Consider the following 19,843-nt stretch of genomic DNA (forward strand, 5'->3'; position numbering starts at 1 on the left):
CTTTATTTTACTAAATCGATGAAATTCTTGATAGACGACAAGCCGTCCGGCGTGCCAATACTTTCTGGATGATACTGAAAACCATAAATAGGCAGGCTCTTGTGCTGGATAGCCATGATTGAGTTATCATCAGCTGCCCGAGCCGTCACTTCAAAGTCCTCCGGCATCTCCTCAATCAAAATCGAATGATAGCGCATGACCGGCTGGCCATCCTCTATCCCTTGATAGATAGGAGATTTTCTCTCAAAGCGCAGAATACTTTGCTTACCGTGCATGACTTTGGGAGCCAAGCCTAGCTTTCCGCCAAATACTTCTGCAATGGCTTGGTGCCCCAAGCAAATCCCCAAAATCGGCTTCTTACCAGCAAAATCACGGATAACTTCCTCCATCCGTCCTGCATCTGCTGGCCAGCCTGGACCCGGAGAAAGAACCAAAGCATCAGCTTCTTCTGCCGCTTGATAAAGGCCTGCATCATCATTTCGCAAGACCTTAACTTCTGCAAAATTGCCGATATACTGGGCTAGATTGTAAGTAAAAGAATCATAATTATCAATCAATAAAATCATTGCATCTCTCCTATCTTGGTCATTGATTTGGCCTTGTTGATGGTTTCTTGGTATTCGTTAGCAGGGATCGAGTCATAAACAATACCCGCTCCAGCTTGAACGTAAGCTCTGCCATTTTTCAAAATCATAGTGCGTATAGCGATGGCAAAATCCATATCCCCTGTCGCAGACAGATAGCCAATAGCCCCCGCATAAACGCCACGTTTTTCCTGCTCCAACTCGTAAATACGCTTCATGGCCCGAATCTTAGGTGCGCCTGAGACTGTGCCGGCCGGCAAGGTCGACTTGAGCGCATCCATGGCTGTCAGTTGGGGCAGAAGCTGACCACGAACTACACTAGTCAGGTGCATGACATAGCGGAAATACTCCACTTCCATGTACTTAGTGACTTCCACGCTGTTATTCTGGGCAATTTTACCGATATCATTACGTCCCAAATCAACTAACATACGATGCTCAGCCACTTCCTTCTCGTCAGCCAGCAACTCCTCTGCCAAGGCTTTATCTTCTCTTTCATCCTTCCCACGCGGTCTGGTTCCAGCGATAGGATTGGTCGTAACCTGACCCTGCTTGACAGAAACTAGACTCTCTGGGCTAGCTCCAATAATCTGATAATCCCCGAAATCATAAAAGTAGAGATAGTTGGAAGGGTTGGTCACGCGCAGATTGCGATAGTGATCCAGCGGTCTACCAGAATATTCTGCTGAAAAGCGTTGACTGAGCACACATTGGAACATGTCGCCCTGCCGAATCAAGCTGCGCGCTTCTTCCACCATTTTTTCAAAAGCTGCCTGCTTGATATGGCTCTGGAAGTTCAAGCTGGACAGTTCCAGCGGTGAAAATTCATCTGCTGCTGGCTGCGCCAGCTCAGCCATGATACGCTCCAGACTAGCAGCCAAATCAGATTCGCTTCTATCGCTGTAGAGGGCCTCCTCGACGATATAGACCTTGTCTTTTTTATGGTCAAAAACCATGTAACTCTCATAGACGAAAAAGTGCATATCAGGCGTTCCAATCACATCAGCTGGAATCTGGCCAATCTCCTCATAGAGGGAAATCATATCGTAGCCAACAAAACCGATGGCTCCGCCTCCAAAAGGCAGGTCTGAATGATGAGCTTTTTTTACTGCCAACTCATGCAGATAGTCCAATGGATCTGCCTCGATAACTTGCCCATTCTTTGTTAAACGGCCATTTTCATAGCGGACTTCAAAGACTGGATTATAGGCTAGGATAGAAAAACGAGCTGTCTCGCTATCTCTCGGAATACTTTCCAAAATCACCTTGTGGTCGCCCTGAATCCGCATATAAGCCAGAATCGGCGATAAAATATCAGCTGGTAAAATCTTTTGCATAATTTTTCTTTCTATTTAATCAGAAGCGTTTAAGGAGGAGTAATTTGCTAGCTATGACTGCATTCACAAGAACAGATAGCACCTGTCCACGGTCATAACTTGCCCCAGAACTACAGAAAAACGCCCGCACAGTTCATCCTGTGAGGGCGTATCATCGCGGTGCCACCTCAGTTATGGAGTTTTCAGGCTCCACATCTCATTTACTTATTTACAGTCATTTAGATTCCTTTTAGTAGAAGGCAGCGTACTGGCTCATAGCAAAGTAAGCTAACAAAGTAATAAAAGTTCAACTAAAGGACTAAATGTTGACTCCAACAGCCCATTTCATAACTTCTCCTGCCTGTTTACAGCACCACAGACTCTCTGAAAGGAGAGATGTTACTACTCTTCTGCTGGGTATTTTATTTTCGTTTTTCTAGATAGTCGGCAATGGCTGCCACATCCTTATCTCCACGACCAGATACGTTGATAACAATGATTTGGTCAGATGACAATTGCGGAGCTCGCTTGATGGCTTCAGCAATAGCATGAGAGCTTTCGATTGCTGGCAAAATTCCTTCCTTTTGCGTCAAGAGAAGCAAGGCATCCACAGCTTCATCATCTGTCGCTGCCACGTATTCTACTCGACCAGAATCTTTAAAGAAAGCATGTTCAGGACCAACTCCAGGATAGTCCAAGCCTGCTGAAATGGAGTAAACCGGTGCCACCTGACCATCTTCAGCAAAGACAGCGTAGGTCTTCATACCATCCACTACTCCGACGCTTCCCTTGGTCATGGTCGCCGCATGCTGGTCTGTATCAAGACCCCGTCCAGCTGCTTCAACACCAACCAGCTTGACTTCTTCATCCGCCACATACTGGGAGAAGGCGCCGATAGCATTAGATCCACCACCTACACAGGCAATGACATAGTCCGGCAAGCGGCCTTCCTTATCCAAAATCTGACGGCGTGATTCTTCACTAATCACCTTTTGGAACTCATGGACAATCGTCGGATAAGGGTGAGGTCCGACAGCCGAACCCAAAACATAGAAGGCTTCCAAATCACTCATCCAAGCTCCAAAGGCTGCATCCACTGCATCCTTGAGGGTTTTGGTGCCTGTTTCCACAGCGTGAACAGTCGCACCCATCATTTCCATGCGGAAGACATTAAGGCGCTGGCGTTCTACATCCTCTGCACCCATGTAAACATCGCACTTCATACCAAACTTAGCTGCGGCTGCCGCAGTTGCCACACCATGCTGGCCAGCTCCAGTTTCAGCAATGACCCGGGTCTTGCCCATGCGCTTAGCTAGAAGAATCTGCCCCAAAACATTATTGAGCTTATGAGAGCCCAGATGATTGAGATCTTCCCGCTTTAGATAAATCTTAGCTCCGCCCAGATGCTGGGTCAGACTTTCTGCAAAGTAGAGCGGGGTTTCCCGACCTGAATAATCTGCCAAATAATGTCGGTATTCATTTAAAAATTCTGGGTCATCCTTATACTTCTCAAAAGTCGCTTCTAATTCATCCAGCAAGGCCTGGATAGGCTCTGGTACAAAGGAGCCGCCAAATTGTCCAAAATATCCTTTAGTTTCTGTCATCTTGATTGCCTCATTTCTTTATTTTCAAGCAAAACAAAAGCCCACACACAGAAAAAATCTGTGTGAGGGCGTATAATCGCGGTGCCACCTCAATTATGGAGCAAAGTATAGACTGCCTCCATATCTCTGTCTTGTCTAACAACAAGCTGCACTGTAAGGTGTGCTCACCGAATTTTTATTGCTTCAAATTCATTTTTTGCATCAGCCCACTTCATAATCTTCCACTGCCTGTTTCCACCAACCACAGGCTCCCTGAAAGTAGAAAAAATTATTACTTTTCTGATGATTTATTTTATTATAGGCCTTTCCCTTTTTCTTGTCAAGAAAAAATTTAATTTTTTCTCCTAAATCCGAACCTTTCTCTCGCTAATCTCTTTTGAAAGCGTCGCCTTGACGATTTTCCCAGATTTTCTGACCAAGCTGAAAAGCCCGCCAAGCCAGATAACCACCCAAAGTATTGGTCCAGAGATCATCAATCTCAAAGACTCGATTGGCGTTGATAAGAAGGTCCAGCAGAATCTGAGTCGCTTCAATAGACAGACTCATCCCAAAGCTCAAGCATACAACCTTCTTTGTCTTCCGCAATTTCGGAAAGAGGAAAAGCAATTGAAAGATTAAGGGCGACAGCAGAAAGATATTGGCTAGATTTTGGATAAAGACCTTGACCAGCTGGATCCAAGAAGTAATCTCGCCAATATTGACAAAGGAATTAAAAGGGATTAACAAAACTACTATTCGGCCAAAATACTGGATTCCAGGAGTTTCCATTCCTGGCTCTGGAACCTGAGGAATAAAGCACAGAATGCAAAGCATCAAGAAATAGAGCCAGCTTCCCCCTACCAGCAATTTCCGCCCTTTGGCTGTTAGCTCACCGTCTGAAGTCAGATAGTTCTTAAGGCTGAACATTTTCTACCAATGCTTTCTCGCGATCACGCTTCATAGTATTAGAACGCAGCTGACCGCAGGCTGCATCAATATCTGTACCATGTTCCTGACGAACCACGCAGTTGACTCCGTTTTTCTTGAGGGTATCATAGAAAGCCATCACGCGCTCTTTGGGACTGCGGCTGTATTGGTCGTGCTCGCTAACGGGGTTGTAAGGAATGAGATTGACATAAGATAGCTTCTTAATGTTCTTGAGCAGCTCTGCCAATTCCTTGGCCTGCTCTACCCCGTCATTGACTTCATTGAGCATGATATATTCAAAGGTCACCCGGCGGTTGGTCGTCTCGATATAGTATTCGATAGCTGCAAAAAGCTTTTCGATAGGGAAGGACCGGTTAATCCGCATGATGCTGGTCCGCAAATCATTATTCGGAGCATGGAGCGATACAGCTAGATTGACCTGCACACCTTCATTGGCAAAGTCACGAATCTTATGAGCCAACCCTGAAGTCGAAACCGTGATGTGGCGGGCACCGATAGCCAAACCTTTGTCATCATTGACCGTCCGAACAAACTTGAGCACGTTGTCATAGTTGTCAAAAGGCTCGCCGATTCCCATAACCACGATATGGCTGACCCGTTCATCCTGACCACGCTCATCAAAATACTTCTGAACCAGCATAATCTGAGCTACAATCTCACCGTTATTGAGATCGCGTTGCTTTTTAATCAAGCCAGAAGCACAGAAGGTACAGCCGATATTGCAGCCAACTTGGGTGGTCACACAGACAGAAAGTCCATAATGCTGGCGCATGAGCACCGTCTCAATCAGCATACCGTCCGGCAGCTCAAAGAGGTACTTGACCGTACCGTCAGCAGACTCTTGGACGATGCGCTGTTTAAGCGGATTGACGACAAACTGATCATTTAGCTTGGCAATCAAGTCCTTGGACAGATTGGTCATCTCTTCAAAAGACTGGACCCGCTTGCGGTAGAGCCACTCCCAAATCTGGGCAGCACGGAATTTCTTTTCTCCCTGAGCTTCCGCCCATTCAATCATTTCCTGACGCGTTAAGCTATAAATAGATGGTTTCATTTTTCTCCTTTATTCTGGCGAATCACAAAATGGCGATTGCTGTCTTTTTGCTTTTTCTGCCTATCTTGCTGGGAATTGTTGCGAGAGCGCTTATTGTCCCTTTTAGAACGACTGTCTCGGTCTCGGTCACTTCTGCGATTGCGGTTGCCGCCCGAACGGCTATTGCGAGAACGTTTTGACCGACCTTCTGCCTCTTTCTTGCCATGCGATTTCTTATCAAAGGAAGCGCGCTGGGGATTTGGATTTTCCAAGACAAAATAGGCACAGCCATAGCTGCAGTACTCTAGCAAATAGTCTTCTAAGCGGCTTATTTTCTCATCGCTTTCATTAGCCCGCTCGTCCTTGTAAAAACCACGCAGGCGCAGCTGCTCATTGCCCCAGTCGCCAACAATATAGTCAAACTTAGTGAGAATTTCTGAAAAGCGCTGATGAAAGGCCGTCAAGTCAAAGCCTTCCTTATAGTTCTCAATCAATTCAAACTCGAATTTTTCTGCAACAATCTTGCTGTCAATCTGTTTAAACTCTGGTCCTGGGAATTTATTATAATTATACAATTCAGGTGAAATATCTTTACGCATACTCTTCCTTTAACGTTCTTGGATAGTTTATCTACAACACTTTATTTTATCATAAATCAGCCAGTATTTCGCGGACTTTTCATCAAAAATATCTTTCTGAAAAAAGTCAGACGATTTAAAGCAGAGAAGACCAGCTGATCTTGTCTGTCTCACAAGAAAAATCTTAGCAAAAGCTAAGATCTTACTTATTCTTTTTCAGATAGTCAATGGCGTCCTGCAGCGTTTTAACTGGAACAATTTTCATATCCGTTTTAATCTTCTTGGCTGTCTCCAGAGCCGTTTGGTAGTTATTCTTCCCATTAGGAGAAAGCTTCTTCTCTTCTTCTGTGAGTTCATTGTTCGGTGCAAAGAATATATCTGCTCCGCTTTGGGCTGCTGAAACAACTTTCTTATCAATTCCGCCGATTTCACCAACTTCGCCTTCTCGGCTGATGCTGCCGGTCCCTGCAATATCGCGGCCGTCACGAAGGGTCGGATCAGCCAACTGGGTATAAATAGCGAGACTGAACATGAGACCAGCACTAGGACCGCCGATACCCTCAGTTGAAAATGTAATCGGAATATTACTGCTGACTTCCGTCCGGTCTATCAGACTAATCCCAATCCCGTTCTTACCGTTCTCCAACTTGATAACCTTACCAGTTGCCGATTTCTCCTGACCATCTTCTTGGAAAGTCACCTTGATTTTATCCCCAAGCTTCTGCGAGTTGACATACTTAACCAGCTCCTCAGAGCTTTCAAATGTCTTATCATTGACACCAGTTACCGTATCAGCAATATTGAGAACTCCCTTGAAGGTTGAGTTATCAGCCACCTGCAAGACATAAACTCCCAGATAGTCCATTTTGATCTCTTTACCAGCCGTTGTCAACCCTTGATATTTAGCCATATTTTGTGATGTTTCCATGTAAAACTGGTTGATCCGATTGAACTCCTCATCCGTGGATCCACCCGTCATATCCTTGGCAGAATAAATATCTGTAAAAGGGGTCAGCCAAGCATAGACCAGATGAGCAAAGGTTGCCTGCTCTACTCCGACCGTCACAAAGTTGTAGGAACCCGCTTCCTTGTCGGCCTTATTATCAACCAGCAAGACCTGACGAACATCCTCGGCACCACCAGGAACTTCTATATAATAAGGCAGACGAACGTAAAGAGCTGCTATAAAAAAGGCAATAGTGACGCCAATGACCGTCGGCAATATAAACTTCTTAATTCTTTTCATTGTTGATTCTTTCTAATTCTTTGATTACACTTTGAGGCACATAGGCCGCGATATCCTGCTGAAAAGCAATCAGCTCACGAATACGTGATGAACTGATATGCTGATAGGCCGGCTTGCTGAGCAAGAAAATCGTCTCCAGCTCCTCTGCCAATTCCTGATTGAAAAAGTTCATATTGGCTTCATAGTCTAGATCTTGACTGTTACGGAGACCGCGCACAAAGGCCTGAGTTCCCAGTCTTCTGGCCACTGTCACTGCTAGCTCATTCTGAGAAGTGATGACCTCAACATTATCCAAATGCTGCAGAGCTTCTTTGACCATGCGTTCTCTGGCCTCAATTGTGAAAAAACCAGACTTTTCTCGGTTATAAAAAATCCCTACATAGAGCTTATCAAAAAGCCTGCTGGCCCGCTCAATCAGGTCCACATGACCCTTGGTCATCGGGTCAAAAGACCCTGTGAATAATCCAATCTTATCTGACATACACCGTCACCTTTGAAATTCCATATATCTTTTGCTTCCAAATACCCAGCCCAGCAATTTCTTCTGGTAATTCCACTTCCTTGTCTGTCTCACAGACTACCAGGACATCTTGGCTCAAGAGCTGGCCTTCCTCCAACTTCTCAAGGTCTGCCACAATCTGCTCCTTGGCATAAGGCGGATCTAAGAGGACTAAGTCAAAAGCCCCCGTCAACATTTCCAAGGCTCGGCCAGACTCCATCTTGAGCAAGTCAAAACGTTCCGGCTCCTTGGTCATCTGAATATTCTCTGAAATGATAGCCTGAGCTCTGCGATCCTTTTCGACTAAGACAGCTGTCTCCATACCTCGCGAAATAGCTTCAATGGCCAAACTTCCGCTGCCGGCATAGAGATCCAGCACCCGACCGCCGTCAAAATAGGGACCAATCATATTAAAAATTGCCCCCTTGACCTTATCGGTCGTAGGTCTAGTCGTCTTGCCGTCCAAAGTCTTGAGGGGCCTACCCCCGTATTTACCTGCAACAACTCTCATAAAAAACATTATAACACACATCGCACAAGAGGCCAATTTTTTGAAAACTTGACAGATAAAAAATAGAAGTCCCCCAAATTAGAGACTTCTGCTTTCTTTTAGTTTTAGTAAAAAATCAATTAATTCAGGATGACAGTCTGCCTTATCCAAGATCAGCCCCATTGACCGGCCAACCATGATATAAAAAGTTTCTGGCTTGTCTATAATCGCCACAATATCTTGATAGTCAAATCTGGCATTGTTATTCCGATTAACGACACGAAATTCTGTCTCATAGAAGCTAAACTCCTGCTCTATATCATGCCAGAGGGGGTTGCCTCTATAAAACTTTTTAATATGTCGATTCATGGACAGATAGTAAAGAAAAGGAAGGACTGCCACAGTAACAAGAAAAGCTACGCCTGGCAAAGGTTCCCCGATGAAAAAACAGATTGCACTGCATATCAGCACCACTATCTCAGGGAGAATCAGTGAGAAGATGCCATTCTTTTTATACCAGAAATTGGTCCAAGCGAAACGGCGATAAGCTTCTTCTGTCATGATCGTTTTTGCTGTCATAGGAAACATCTCTCTACCTCCAAGTCATATTCCTCCCTACAGTTTACCACACTCTTGATGGAAATAACAATATTCAATAAAGAACTTGCTTTTCTCTATTTCATCTGTTATACTATATGTGACTTTTAAAACGTTACATAGGAGGTGTGATATGTTTTCGCATGAAAAATTAAAAAAACGCCGGATGGAGCTTAATCTGACCCAGTCTTCCATTTACCAAGAGCTCGGAATTTCCAGAAAGACGTACTCTGCTTGGGAAAATGGTCTAGCAGAACCCCACGCAAAAAATCTCAGGAGGTTAGCCACCTGTCTCAAGGTCCAAGAGAACTACTTTGTGGATGAGACCAGTGCGCTCTACACCTACCCTTTACTAACCGCACCACATAAAAAGGAAGTCGACCAACTCGCTAGTCGGCTCTTAGAGAGACAGCGTAAGATTAGCTCCCTTACAGCCTATAAGGTTCTTTCTGTTGAGCTGGCTGCGGGTCGCGGGCACAGTTACTATGACAATGAAACAGACTATGAAACTGTCTACTTTGATCAGGATATCCAGCACGACTTTGCATCCTGGGTCTCTGGGGATTCTATGGAGCCTAAGTATCCCAATGGCTCTGTTGCCCTTATGAAACAGACAGGATTCGACTACGATGGTGCAGTCTATGCTCTTATGTGGAATGGCAAGACCTATATCAAAAAAGTCTACCGAGAAGCTGAAGGTCTACGCTTAGAATCTATCAATCCTGACTACGAGGATCTCTTTGCTCCTTACGAAGACCAACCTAGCATTGTTGGTATCGTCGTCGGACATTTTCTGCCGATTGAGGTGTAAAACTATGGTCCTATTTGATTATTCACGCGAGCCTCGTTCAGACATCGCTTTTGTGGATATGAAAAGTTTTTATGCCTCTTGCGAATGCATCGCTCTCGGTCTCGACCCTTTAAAAACCTCGCTCTGTGTCATGAGCCGAGTTGAAAATTCCTCTGGACTGATACTAGCTGCCACCCCTCTCTTTAAAAAGAATTTCGGCAGCCAGAATGTCAGCCGAAGCTATAATCTTCCTTTTGATGTCCACACCCGTAAGTTCAACTATGCTGCTGCCCACAAGCAGGGACTACCAATTACAGCAGATTATGTGCGCTTTATTGAAGATGCTGCTCAAAAGACCTTATTGGTCCCACCTCGGATGAACTACTACATCCAGAAAAACATGGAAATTCAAAAAATTTTCCAGGATTTCGCAGCTCCCGATGATATTTTCCCCTACTCAATTGATGAAGGCTTCCTAGATTTGACAAGCTCTATCAACTACTTCATTCCCGATCAGACGCTGGACCGCAGGACCAAACTAGACCTGCTGGCTGCCCGCATTCAACAGGCTATCTGGAAGAAGACTGGGATTTATGCATCTATCGGTCTGAGCAACGCCAATCCACTTCTCGCCAAGCTAGCCTTAGACATTGAAGCCAAACACACAAAAAAGATGCGGGTCAACTGGTCCTATGAGGATGTTCCCAGAAAGGTTTGGACTATTCCGACAATGACTGATTTTTGGGGCATCGGCCACCGAACAGCTACCCGTCTTAAAAAGCTAGGCATCCACTCCATTTATGATTTGGCTCACTTTAACCCCGATATTCTCAAAAAAGAAATGGGGGTCATGGGCCTGCAACTTTGGTTTCATGCTCACGGCATTGATGAAAGCAATGTGCACAAGCCTTATCAGGTCAAGTCACATGGCCTGGGCAACTCGCAAATTCTCCCCCGAGATTATAGACAACAGGCAGAGATTGAACTCGTTTTCCGAGAAATGGCTGAGCAGGTCGCCATTCGGCTCAGACGCTCTGGTAAGAAATGCCAGCGTGTCTCCATCTATGCCCGTTACTCCAAGCAGGAGCTCCTGCCTTCCATTCATACACAGAAAAAAATTGAGCCCACTAACAACAGTGACCGATTGGCTCAAATCGTCGTTCAGCTTTTTCGTTCCAAATATCAGGGCGGGGCTATCCGCCAGATTGGCGTTTTTTACAGTGATTTTGTCAATCAAGGTTATGGTCTAATTTCTCTCTTTGACGATCCTCTGCAAATTCAAAAAGAAGAGGAGCTCCAGCTGACGATTGACCACATCAGAGATAGCTTTGGCTTTACCTCTTTGCTTAAGGGAGCCGCCTTGCTGGACTCCTCCCGTGCTATTGCTAGAAGCAAGCTAACCGGTGGCCATTCTGCTGGAGGTTTGGAGGGCTTATCATGACCGACCGCTCCTACCTCCCCTATCAGTCGGCTCGTGATTTTCAGGATCGGGGTATGGCTAAGTGGGCTGGCTTTTTTCTCTCTGAGCATAGCACTGCTTTGGCCAAAAAAGAACTAGATATCAGTCGTCTGGCCCAGCTTGACAGACAGGAGAAATTCCACTTGCTCAGTCAAGCCTACAGTCATCAAGTTCCCATCAGAATCACCTTTCTTAATCAGGGAAAGCTGACCGACATTACTGCTACCGTCTTTCATCTGGACTGCAAGCAGGTCCTCCTGCAGGAAGGTGACCATTACAAAGGCCTTGCTATCCATCAGATTCTTTCGATACAAGCTTCAGGAGGCGCAGATGACCACTCAAAATGTACATGAGGAACTTCAATTTGACTATTTTTCCCAGAACTACCATCAATTTCAAGAGGATTTTTATCAATTTTCCAATCTTCCCCAGCCTCTGATGGTCATGGAAGATGACATCCTACTCCACATGGCCAGCCGCCAAGCCACTTATTTCAAACTCTCCAAGACCAAAAGCTTGGATAAAAAGGATCATTACTTCCACTTTACCGTCAGTCGTCCAGACCAAGCAAACCGACTCTGTATCTACCACTATCAAGGCCAAACAGAAGATATAAATCAATAAGCTCCCAAACTTAGTTTGGGAGCTTATTGTAGGGAACTGGCCATCTACTAGAATCTTCTCAATTATTTATTGCTTTAAGTCAGGTAAATAACATTAAAGATTTGAGCCAGCTATATTGTATTTGCAACTAATTTGAACTCGAGAAGCGCCATTCTTTTTAGGTTATCTATTCAGTTCATTTGTATAAACTAATTTCATACCCAAAACACCCCAATCGTCAGATTTTCTGTCTAACTTTTGGGGTGCGGGTCATAGCAATTTGTCTTTTCTTTTATTTTTTATCGGTGTCAAAATTTTTACAAGAATTATTCATCAAACAGTCCTTGCAAACCGGCGAAAGGATTGTTCTTCTCTTTTTGAGCTTCCTGGGCAGCGGCAAATTCCTCTTCCGTCATAACCTGCCAGTCCTGACCTGACAGAAAGCCTTGGCCGGCTTCTTCCTCAGCTGTTAGAATTTTCAGCGGGATATTCATCAGGATATTATCAGCCACACTCTCGGCTAAGTTAATCTCGCCATTTTCAATTGGTAGCACCAAGTCCTGATCAATCATATCCTGCGATGCAGCCTGTCCTTCTTCCATGAAAATTTCGTTGACTAGATAAGACTCCTTGAGCTCCACGGGCTCCATACTGCGACTGGACGTCAGAGTGATGGTATAAGATAGGTCATAATCCAGAAAATAGAGGTCATCTTCATATTGAACTTTTCCTTTGGCTACAATATCCTGAACATCTAAAATCTCAGGATTACGCTCTTTTAACTCTTCTGCCAAGTCCAGCTTTTTCTCAAAAGCTAGACCATCTGGATTCTTCCGAATTTCTTGAATATGCAACATAAGTTCCTCTTTGTTTTTTCTTTATATTATATCATGTTTGGGCGCTACGATGTTATTGAAAATTATTTTGTTATAATAAAATGCAAGGAGGGAAGACAATGGAACATCTAGGACAGGTTTTTAGATTTTTTCGCGAGGCAAGGCACATCTCTTTATCCGAGGCGACTGGCGGAGAATTTTCAAAATCTATGCTCTCTCGCTTTGAAAATGGGCAGAGCGAACTTTCGGCACAGAAACTTTTTAGCGCTCTCAGCGCCATCCGCACGGAAACGGAAGAATTTACCGTTGCAGCCGGCATCCAGAATCATCATTCTCACAAGGAACTCTTAAGCCAAATTCAAGACCTGTTGCAAGCCAATCAGCTTGAACTCTTAGAAGAACTTTATCTGAAAAAAGAAAAAATCACTCAAAAAAGCAAGCATGCTAGTGATTGGGTTGAACGCCTGATTGTAAAGGCCTATCTCTGTGCCCTCAAAGAGTCTGAGAAGGCTAGCCCAGGCGAGCTGGATTTCCTGAATGATTACCTCTTTTCAGTTGATATTTGGGGGCGCTACGAGCTCAATCTCTTCTCTGTCTGCACTCCGGTTTTATCCCTAGACTTGTTTTCCCAATACACCAAAGAAATCCTCTCAAGAAAGGATTTTGCCGCCTTATTTGCCAACAACCGCAACACCCTGCACACTACCTTTCTTAATGGCTATCTTCTGGCCATCAGTCAGGAAAATATCACTCAGGCAGACTATTTCCAACAAGTCATTGAGCGACACTTTTATGAAGAAAATGAGACTTACTTCCGAATTGTCTATCTCTTTGCTCAGGGAGAATTAGCTTGTTTGAAAGGGCAAACAGAGGAGGGGCTCGCGCAAATGAAGCAAGCTGTCGATATTTTCCGAATCTTGAACTGTCAGCATAGCGCTGACTACTATCAAGAAGCTCTTGATACTGCTTTTCAAAAATATAGCAAATAATGCAAATCTCCACTTTTAAGCTCAGCGATGTTGAGTTGGAAAGTGGTTTTTTGATGTAAAATACACTCCAACTTACTCATCTTAACAATTGCACAAAAAAATCGTTGAATATATGCAATATTTCCTGCTGCTTAGATTTTCTATTTTATACTAAAAGCAGAAAGAGCTAGCGCAAGTCACTTTCAGAATTTTACCACTTACTTATGAGACCTAACCAGTTGCCGAAAAGCCCTTGTTTTTGGCTTTAAACGGTCTATAATGGTCATCAGAAAGAGAAAAACAAAAGCCAGATTACAGATGCACCCAATCAGCTTTTAGACAATCTTGCAGTTTAGAAAAGGAGTCTACGATGAAATTATTCTTTAAAAATGGGGTCTATGCCTCACTCAGCCTTTCCCGGATCTTCAACACCTTGGGAGCTTCTATTTTCAATATTGTTTTTGTGGTATTTGCTTCCAGCATGCCCAATCCCAAGTTCGCTATTGCTGTGGCTAATTTTATCGTCCTGGTTCCGACATTCTTTACTATCTTTGCTGGTATCAAAGCTGACAAGACCATCCATAAAGCTCGTTGGCTGATTCATTTTGGTTATCTTCAAGCCCTGCTCTTTGTCCTCGTTGCCTTCATGACTCGATCCAGCTCTTATCTAGCCTTTTCTGTCGTCTGCTTGATGAATATTCTTTCAGATATCATCAGCGACTATCGCAGCGGCCTGCAAATGCCGATTTTGAAAAAGAATGTTCCAGAGAAAGACCTTATGGAAGCCTTCTCTTTTACCCAGCTTATCAGCTTTCTCTGCAGCCTGGCCGGACAAGCTTTGGGAGTTTGGCTCTTAACGGTCAGCCAGCAAGACTTTTTCTTAGTTGCTTTGGTTAACGCTTTGACCTTTCTCCTATCCTCCACCATCCTCTACCTAGTCCGTCGCAGATTGACCCATGACCCAGTGGCAATTTCTGAGAGAAAAGCTCCTCTGAAAGAAGAATTGAAGAAAATGTACACATCGTCCAAGCTCATTTTTGAGCAGGAAGGTTCTAACAATTTTCTCAAACTGCTGGCTCAAATCCTGATTGTCAACGCTATGGCAGGTTCTCTTATAGCTCTTTATAATCTCTACTTGCTGGACAATCCCATCTTCCAGCTGTCCTTTAGTCAGTCTCTCTTGGTTCTTCAGACAACTCTTGTCCTAGCCATGATTGCAGCCAGTCTGACTCCCAACGATTACTTTAGCCGCCTATCGCTTAATCAACTAACCCTCTGGGCTGCTCTTACCATGATTCTGCTTGCTGTCAGCAATTTCTTGCATCTGCCTGTTTTCGTCGGCATTGCTTTTGGATTTTTACTAGCTTATATCTCCGGTAAGATCAATCCCAAAATCAACACCCTCTTACTGAGCAAATTGCCTTCTGATGTTCTCGCTCAGACTTCCAGCTTTCTGAGTCTGCTCTTTTCTTTCTCTGTTCCCTTTGGTACTATGGTCTTCAGCAGTCTGGCCCTCTGGAATATGAACGCTAGCTGGCTCATCTTCAGCATTATCGGTGTAATTGCTCTGCTCCTATCTATTGAAAAAAAGAAAGATGTTAACGAAAGACGATAGCTTCAATCTTGTTTCTTTTAAATCAAAATTTATTCGCCTGTAAGACAATAAAAAACGATAACTTCAAAATAAGAAGTTATCGTTTTTGTCTATTAGAAAGATAAAGATTAAGTTTCAGCTATTTCTATTGCTATTAGTTCCAGCCGAAGCGTCTGCCTCTACCATTGCGGTCAAAGTACATCCAGCTTCCATCTTCCAGCTGAATCCATTTATTGCGCGCCATTTCTCCTGAATTGGCATCAAAGTAACGGTTAGCACCATTGACATAGACAATCTTACCTTTGACTTGCTTGCCATTTTGGTCGAAGTAAAGGGTTTGTTGGCCAATCTGCTGCAAACCTGTCACTGCTTTACCAGCCTGATCGAAGTAGTACCATTCGTTCTTAGCACCTTCAACAAACTTATTAGCTGCCATTTCACCAGAGTTGGCATCAAAGAAACGGATACTCTTGTCTGCAAGTGTCACGATTTTACCTTTGACTTGCTTGCCATCTTGATCAAAGTAAAGTGTTTGCTGGCCAATCTTCTGAAGACCTGTCACTGCTTTACCAGCCTGATCAAAGTAATACCATTCGTTCTTGGCACCTTCTGCAAACTTGCCGACTGCCATTTCTCCTGAATTAGCATCGAAGTAACGGATAGTTTTATCAGCCAGAGTCACTACTTTACCTTTGACTTGCTTACCATCTTGGTCGAAGTAAAGAGTTTGCTGGCCAAGTTTTTGAAGACCTGTTACAGCAACACCATCTGCTCCGAAATAGTACCAGTCACTTGGATTATCTCCTTGGGCAAAGCGGTTAGTAGCAGCATTACCTGAATCCTTATCAAAGTAACGAAGTTTACCATCTTTGGCACGCGCAATCTTGCCCTTGACTTGGTAGCCGTTTTGGTCGAAGAATTGCTGATTGCCACCCATGGTTACCAGACCTCTAGCCATGACACCCTTGGCATCAAAGTAACGCCAGTTTTGGCCGTCTGTAGTGTAGTAACGGTTAAGAATCTTGGCACCGGTCTTATCATAGTAATACTGATTGCCATTTTCATCTTCACGGAGAGAGTCACGTAACTGAATACCATTCTTGAGGAAGTAGAGCTGTTTGCCGTCAATTTCTTGCGCGCCTGTCACCAGATAGCCGCGGTTGTTGAAGTAATACCAATTTCCATTTTCATCTTGGATAAAGGAATTCTTAGCCTCATATCCACTAGTTGAATAGTACTTAGTACCACTAGCATCACTAACAAATCCAGTGGAAGCTTTCTTATTGACTAGTTGCTTAGGCAGTACCATCTCACCATTCTTGTTGTTGAGGTATTCGTTGCTAGCCCAGTCTTTAAGAACATAGTAAGCACCACGACCTAAGATATTGGTACCGTTGAAGTGTTTAGCTGACCACTTGGTAATCTTCTCATCAGTCGTCATCTTTTGACCGTTGGAAATCTGTACTCGTTCAAAGATTTCTGGGTATTTAGCTTTGAGTTCATCCAAGAAGGCTCCACCATACTTGCCTTGATAGTCTGTACCATTCGTTCTAGTATTGGCAACGTAAAGTTTTTCCTTGATTTCTGCGCCTTCACGGTAGGTTCCGTAGTTGTTGACACGAGTTGCCGTTACCACTTCTTTACCTGGCAGGTTGTAGATTTGGTCTGGCACCCAGTCCGCAATGGCTTGGATATTGACACTGTGAAGTGCACGGAGAGCATTGAGCAGGTCATTTAAAGAACCATATTTATTGTTTTTGCTCATTGCCATATCATAGCGATCTTCAAAGGCATAACCATTCTGGATGATAGAGTCTAGGAAAGTCCCATCTTGGCTAGATACATACTGAGGCGGCAGCTCAAATGAAGTCACTCCCCATTCCTTGAAGAGGTTGACATTTTTAGCAATGACTTTATTGGTATATTGGTCATCACGAGTTGCAAAGTCTTGGAAGTTAGAGAAGCCTTCGTAAATCAGCTGAGAATCAAGAGCTGCGCTAGATTCGTAAACCTGACCGCTGGCATTTTTCTTCTTGCTGGCTGTTACACGAGCATCCTGATCTGCCTTAGCACCAACTGGTACCCAAACAGCTAGATAACCAGAAACCTGGACATTGCTGTAGCCTGCGATATCATTCATATCAAAGGTCAAAATACCATTAGCATCCGTCTTCTTCCAGAGCGATTGCGGCACTTCTTCGTCAGTTAAATAGCGGGAAATACCATCTTTGGTCGTCAAGAGCACAGGGCGGTAGTATTGATTCTTATGGGCTGCTCCCATATTGACTTGCAGTTTATCCCATTCGTTCAGTTTCAGATTCGGATTATTAGAAGCAATAACTGCCATCCCTTGGGTACGAGTTTCTGCTGTTCCTTCATCTGTTGCTTCGTTAGCACCAGTACCGTAACGAACAGAAGTCAAAATACCATTGTAAGACCATTTATCAGCCTCACGAGGTACACCCATATAGGTGACTTTCATGTCCTGTCCACCAGCTACATACTTAATCCGAGCACGCAACAGGGCATCAATAGCGTCGTGGTAAGGAGATTTTTTCTCCATGTATTGACCGTCATCTGTATAGAGATCGCCATAGTAGACCCGAGTGATGGAGTCTTTGTTGGAGAGCATAAGAGCATGAGCAGTTGGAATATTGAACTGCGTATACTTCTTGTCCGCCTTGCGCATATCTTCGTTGTAGATCTTGAAGGCTTGCTTGAGCTCATCCATGGTAAAGGTCAAACCATCCGTATTTGGATTGATATTTTCCCGGATGATATCAGCAATAACGGTTTGCACTTCACTATCATGAGCCCGAACAAAGATATAGTTGGCCATCCGCTCGCCATTTTTCTTTTCAGTAGAACGGTCATTCAGACTATTGGTAATCGTTGGCTCCACACCACTACGGATAGAAAGCTTACGCATGAACGAATAAAGCAAGGACAGACGAAGCTTATTATCAATCGGCAATTGTGCACCCTTGGTGTCTTTGTTGTAGTCAGGGTCGTTGTCAGACCAAGCTTCCAAGATAGACAGATGCTTGATGGCTTCTTCTTCACTTTCTCCAACCTTGTAGCGAGACTTGAAGTAGTCAGAGGCAATTTGGAGCAAGTCTGCATTGACATTGTCTACCGCATCGACACGAACTCCGTCAAAGTTAGCAGTCGGATCGTTGGCTACGATGCTTCCGAAGTTCATCATAAAGTGCAGCCAGTTGAGTTGCTCAGCCTGAACAGCTGGATTAGAGTTGTCAAAGTCGTTAGCTAGCAGGAACTCATAACCACCATTTGACTTGTCAATGAAGTACTTAGGTGTACCAGTTTGGTTGGTAGGTGTGCGGTTAAGGATGCGGTACTTAGAATTAGCATGAGAAGTCTTATCACTATTGGTATAAAGCAGAGCTCCGCCTTGCAAGTGGTCCTTATTAGTACCAGTTGTTTCAGACTCTGTCTTAATGTTCCAGTTTGGCTGAGTTTTGACAAATGCGCCCATCAGTGTTCTCAGCCATTTAGTATCGCCTTCTTTACCGATTCTTTCTTCGATTTTGCGCTGAACCTGCTGAGAAGCACCTGTCAGGATAGCTTGTTCCACTTTGTTTTCAAAAGCTCCTGCTCCCAGACCTTGCTGGTTCATATAGTTGAGATAGCTAACCTGCGTTTGCTTATCAGGCCACCAAGCCATCAAAAGCGGACGTAGGTCTGTTTCTGTCGATGCTGTCCATGTTTTTCCGTCTTTCAAGATGAACTTTGGACGATACCAACTATCTGCTGTCAGGTAGCCGTCAACTGTTTCAATATCCTTTTCCGTAGTGCCATGGAAGGCATTCTTTTGAGTGAATTCATTATTGAGACTGCTAGTACCTTGCTGGAATTGATACTCAGCTGAATCAATCAGTGCTCCAGTCTCTGCATCGAAATAAAGAATTTTTCCATTGAGCTCAACAGCGAAATTCTTTTTAACTGTACCGTCGTCCTGAACATAGTATTTCTTACCATCAATCGTCTTGATGTGAGATAAGACATCATCATCATGCTCAGTATTAACAGGCGCTGCTTGGGCTTGAGCAGCCACCATTCTTTCAGCTATCGCTCCCTGTCTTTGAGCCGGTTCTGGCAAGCGATCTTTCTTTGCAACCTTTGGATTTGCAACGATCTTGTCTGTAACAGTCTTCTTTGCTTGTTTGTCAGCAGTTGCGGGACTTGCTTGTATATCCTGACCAGCTGCTTCCGGTTTAGCAGTTTCTGATGTTGCATTAGCTACTTTTGCTTCTTCAGCAACGGCTGCTTTTTCTGTAGTTGCTGCTTCTGCTACTGCCGGCTTAGCTAGCTCTTGAGCATCTGTTTGAACCGCTGCTTCCGTATTTGCTGCAGTTTCAACAGTTTTTTCACTGGCTACAGCAGTATCAGTCACCTTGTCTGCAGAAGTTGCTTTTTCTGCTTCCAACTGAGAAGCTGAGTTGGCTTGTACTTGAACCGGCTGCCCTGAGCCACTATCCTGAGCTGCAGTTGGTTCTTGAACTGCCACCTGCTTAACATCATCAGCGTGGACAAGACCTGCTTCGAGACCAAGTACTTTTGGTGCTACGATAAGTGCTAAGGTAGTCACACCGATGGCTACCCAGTTCTTCTTAACTTTATGCATCTTATAATGAATTTTTTTCTCCATCATAAAACCTCCTTCTGAATTTGGTATAAAGTTATACTCTTATTCTAGTA

At 44.2% G+C, this 19,843-nt stretch carries 18 protein-coding genes and 1 other annotated feature; of the genes, 6 read left to right on the plus strand and 12 right to left on the minus strand.

Annotation, left to right across the window (positions count from 1 at the left end; genetic code table 11):
- Positions 1-2 precede the first annotated feature (2 nt).
- From O3621_RS08725 to O3621_RS08770, 10 genes are all read right to left on the minus strand, one after another.
- Positions 3-566, minus strand: coding sequence for an aminodeoxychorismate/anthranilate synthase component II (locus O3621_RS08725; protein ID WP_011836634.1), 564 nt, complete (start codon positions 564-566; stop codon positions 3-5).
- Positions 563-1,921, minus strand: coding sequence for an anthranilate synthase component I (gene trpE, locus O3621_RS08730; protein WP_314448889.1), 1,359 nt, complete (start codon positions 1,919-1,921; stop codon positions 563-565). The genes O3621_RS08725 and trpE overlap by 4 nt, the downstream gene beginning before the upstream one ends.
- Positions 1,922-2,322: 401 nt before the next feature.
- Positions 2,323-3,504: a tryptophan synthase subunit beta gene (trpB, locus tag O3621_RS08735; protein WP_061592114.1), complete on the minus strand. Its 1,182-nt coding sequence runs from the start codon at positions 3,502-3,504 to the stop codon at positions 2,323-2,325.
- Between the two features lie 61 nt (positions 3,505-3,565).
- Positions 3,566-3,801 (minus strand) — a binding site (T-box leader).
- A gap of 69 nt (positions 3,802-3,870) precedes the next feature.
- Complete coding sequence (locus O3621_RS08740) at positions 3,871-4,410, minus strand: VanZ family protein (RefSeq protein ID WP_061592115.1); 540 nt, start codon at positions 4,408-4,410, stop codon at positions 3,871-3,873.
- Entirely contained in the window at positions 4,397-5,485 is a 1,089-nt protein-coding gene (rlmN, locus tag O3621_RS08745; protein ID WP_002911938.1) for a 23S rRNA (adenine(2503)-C(2))-methyltransferase RlmN, read from the minus strand. Before rlmN ends, O3621_RS08740 begins: the two co-directional genes overlap by 14 nt.
- Positions 5,482-6,063 (minus strand): YutD-like domain-containing protein, encoded by a 582-nt coding sequence (locus tag O3621_RS08750; protein ID WP_002900949.1) that lies wholly within the window; start codon positions 6,061-6,063, stop codon positions 5,482-5,484. The genes rlmN and O3621_RS08750 overlap by 4 nt, the downstream gene beginning before the upstream one ends.
- A gap of 181 nt (positions 6,064-6,244) precedes the next feature.
- Positions 6,245-7,288, minus strand: coding sequence for a SepM family pheromone-processing serine protease (locus O3621_RS08755; protein ID WP_002925587.1), 1,044 nt, complete (start codon positions 7,286-7,288; stop codon positions 6,245-6,247).
- Complete coding sequence (gene coaD, locus O3621_RS08760) at positions 7,275-7,769, minus strand: pantetheine-phosphate adenylyltransferase (RefSeq protein ID WP_061592116.1); 495 nt, start codon at positions 7,767-7,769, stop codon at positions 7,275-7,277. The genes O3621_RS08755 and coaD overlap by 14 nt, the downstream gene beginning before the upstream one ends.
- Positions 7,759-8,307, minus strand: a complete 549-nt coding sequence (gene rsmD, locus O3621_RS08765) for a 16S rRNA (guanine(966)-N(2))-methyltransferase RsmD (RefSeq protein WP_061592117.1) — start codon at positions 8,305-8,307, stop codon at positions 7,759-7,761. The genes coaD and rsmD overlap by 11 nt, the downstream gene beginning before the upstream one ends.
- A 69-nt stretch (positions 8,308-8,376) precedes the next feature.
- Positions 8,377-8,865 carry a YcxB family protein gene (locus O3621_RS08770; protein WP_061592118.1) on the minus strand — a complete coding sequence of 163 codons (489 nt, stop codon included), beginning with the start codon at positions 8,863-8,865 and terminating at the stop codon, positions 8,377-8,379.
- Positions 8,866-9,007: 142 nt separating this feature from the next.
- Here O3621_RS08770 and O3621_RS08775 point away from each other — a divergent pair, with 142 nt between their 5' ends.
- From O3621_RS08775 to O3621_RS08790, 4 genes are read left to right on the plus strand one after another with little or no spacing between them, the layout of a single operon-like run.
- Positions 9,008-9,685 (plus strand): XRE family transcriptional regulator, encoded by a 678-nt coding sequence (locus O3621_RS08775; RefSeq protein ID WP_061592119.1) that lies wholly within the window; start codon positions 9,008-9,010, stop codon positions 9,683-9,685.
- A gap of 4 nt (positions 9,686-9,689) precedes the next feature.
- Complete coding sequence (locus O3621_RS08780; RefSeq protein WP_314448901.1) at positions 9,690-11,105, plus strand: Y-family DNA polymerase; 1,416 nt, start codon at positions 9,690-9,692, stop codon at positions 11,103-11,105.
- Entirely contained in the window at positions 11,102-11,476 is a 375-nt protein-coding gene (locus tag O3621_RS08785) for a hypothetical protein (protein ID WP_314448903.1), read from the plus strand. The genes O3621_RS08780 and O3621_RS08785 overlap by 4 nt, the downstream gene beginning before the upstream one ends.
- Positions 11,454-11,747: a DUF5960 family protein gene (locus tag O3621_RS08790; protein ID WP_223310843.1), complete on the plus strand. Its 294-nt coding sequence runs from the start codon at positions 11,454-11,456 to the stop codon at positions 11,745-11,747. The genes O3621_RS08785 and O3621_RS08790 overlap by 23 nt, the downstream gene beginning before the upstream one ends.
- 305 nt (positions 11,748-12,052) lie before the next feature.
- Here O3621_RS08790 and O3621_RS08795 read toward each other — a convergent pair whose 3' ends face one another.
- On the minus strand, positions 12,053-12,583 hold the full coding sequence (locus O3621_RS08795) for a DUF177 domain-containing protein (RefSeq protein ID WP_295345325.1): 531 nt from the start codon (positions 12,581-12,583) through the stop codon (positions 12,053-12,055).
- A 98-nt stretch (positions 12,584-12,681) separates the two neighbouring features.
- Between O3621_RS08795 and O3621_RS08800 the strand changes: the two genes are divergently transcribed.
- Both O3621_RS08800 and O3621_RS08805 read left to right on the plus strand, forming a co-directional pair.
- Positions 12,682-13,551: an Rgg/GadR/MutR family transcriptional regulator gene (locus O3621_RS08800; protein WP_295345327.1), complete on the plus strand. Its 870-nt coding sequence runs from the start codon at positions 12,682-12,684 to the stop codon at positions 13,549-13,551.
- Positions 13,552-13,900: 349 nt separating this feature from the next.
- Positions 13,901-15,145, plus strand: a complete 1,245-nt coding sequence (locus O3621_RS08805; RefSeq protein ID WP_314448915.1) for a transporter — start codon at positions 13,901-13,903, stop codon at positions 15,143-15,145.
- A gap of 133 nt (positions 15,146-15,278) precedes the next feature.
- On the opposite strand, the gene O3621_RS08810 is transcribed toward O3621_RS08805, so the two are convergent.
- Complete coding sequence (locus O3621_RS08810; RefSeq protein WP_314448918.1) at positions 15,279-19,796, minus strand: glycoside hydrolase family 70 protein; 4,518 nt, start codon at positions 19,794-19,796, stop codon at positions 15,279-15,281.
- Positions 19,797-19,843 lie beyond the last annotated feature (47 nt).

The organism is Streptococcus sp. 20925_1_22, assembly GCF_041431685.1.
Taxonomy (GTDB): Bacteria; Bacillota; Bacilli; order Lactobacillales; family Streptococcaceae; genus Streptococcus.

Coding starts and splice junctions, on each gene's coding strand:
- O3621_RS08755 (WP_002925587.1), bottom strand. CDS start 7,288: ATGAAAAGAATTAAGAAGTTTATATTGCCGACGGTCATTGGCGTCACT.
- O3621_RS08740 (WP_061592115.1), bottom strand. CDS start 4,410: ATGTTCAGCCTTAAGAACTATCTGACTTCAGACGGTGAGCTAACAGCC.
- O3621_RS08795 (WP_295345325.1), bottom strand. CDS start 12,583: ATGTTGCATATTCAAGAAATTCGGAAGAATCCAGATGGTCTAGCTTTT.
- O3621_RS08750 (WP_002900949.1), bottom strand. CDS start 6,063: ATGCGTAAAGATATTTCACCTGAATTGTATAATTATAATAAATTCCCA.
- rlmN (WP_002911938.1), bottom strand. CDS start 5,485: ATGAAACCATCTATTTATAGCTTAACGCGTCAGGAAATGATTGAATGG.
- trpB (WP_061592114.1), bottom strand. CDS start 3,504: ATGACAGAAACTAAAGGATATTTTGGACAATTTGGCGGCTCCTTTGTA.
- O3621_RS08800 (WP_295345327.1), top strand. CDS start 12,682: ATGGAACATCTAGGACAGGTTTTTAGATTTTTTCGCGAGGCAAGGCAC.
- O3621_RS08785 (WP_314448903.1), top strand. CDS start 11,102: ATGACCGACCGCTCCTACCTCCCCTATCAGTCGGCTCGTGATTTTCAG.
- rsmD (WP_061592117.1), bottom strand. CDS start 8,307: ATGTTTTTTATGAGAGTTGTTGCAGGTAAATACGGGGGTAGGCCCCTC.
- O3621_RS08790 (WP_223310843.1), top strand. CDS start 11,454: ATGACCACTCAAAATGTACATGAGGAACTTCAATTTGACTATTTTTCC.
- coaD (WP_061592116.1), bottom strand. CDS start 7,769: ATGTCAGATAAGATTGGATTATTCACAGGGTCTTTTGACCCGATGACC.
- O3621_RS08810 (WP_314448918.1), bottom strand. CDS start 19,796: ATGATGGAGAAAAAAATTCATTATAAGATGCATAAAGTTAAGAAGAAC.
- O3621_RS08725 (WP_011836634.1), bottom strand. CDS start 566: ATGATTTTATTGATTGATAATTATGATTCTTTTACTTACAATCTAGCC.
- O3621_RS08780 (WP_314448901.1), top strand. CDS start 9,690: ATGGTCCTATTTGATTATTCACGCGAGCCTCGTTCAGACATCGCTTTT.
- O3621_RS08770 (WP_061592118.1), bottom strand. CDS start 8,865: ATGTTTCCTATGACAGCAAAAACGATCATGACAGAAGAAGCTTATCGC.
- trpE (WP_314448889.1), bottom strand. CDS start 1,921: ATGCAAAAGATTTTACCAGCTGATATTTTATCGCCGATTCTGGCTTAT.
- O3621_RS08775 (WP_061592119.1), top strand. CDS start 9,008: ATGTTTTCGCATGAAAAATTAAAAAAACGCCGGATGGAGCTTAATCTG.
- O3621_RS08805 (WP_314448915.1), top strand. CDS start 13,901: ATGAAATTATTCTTTAAAAATGGGGTCTATGCCTCACTCAGCCTTTCC.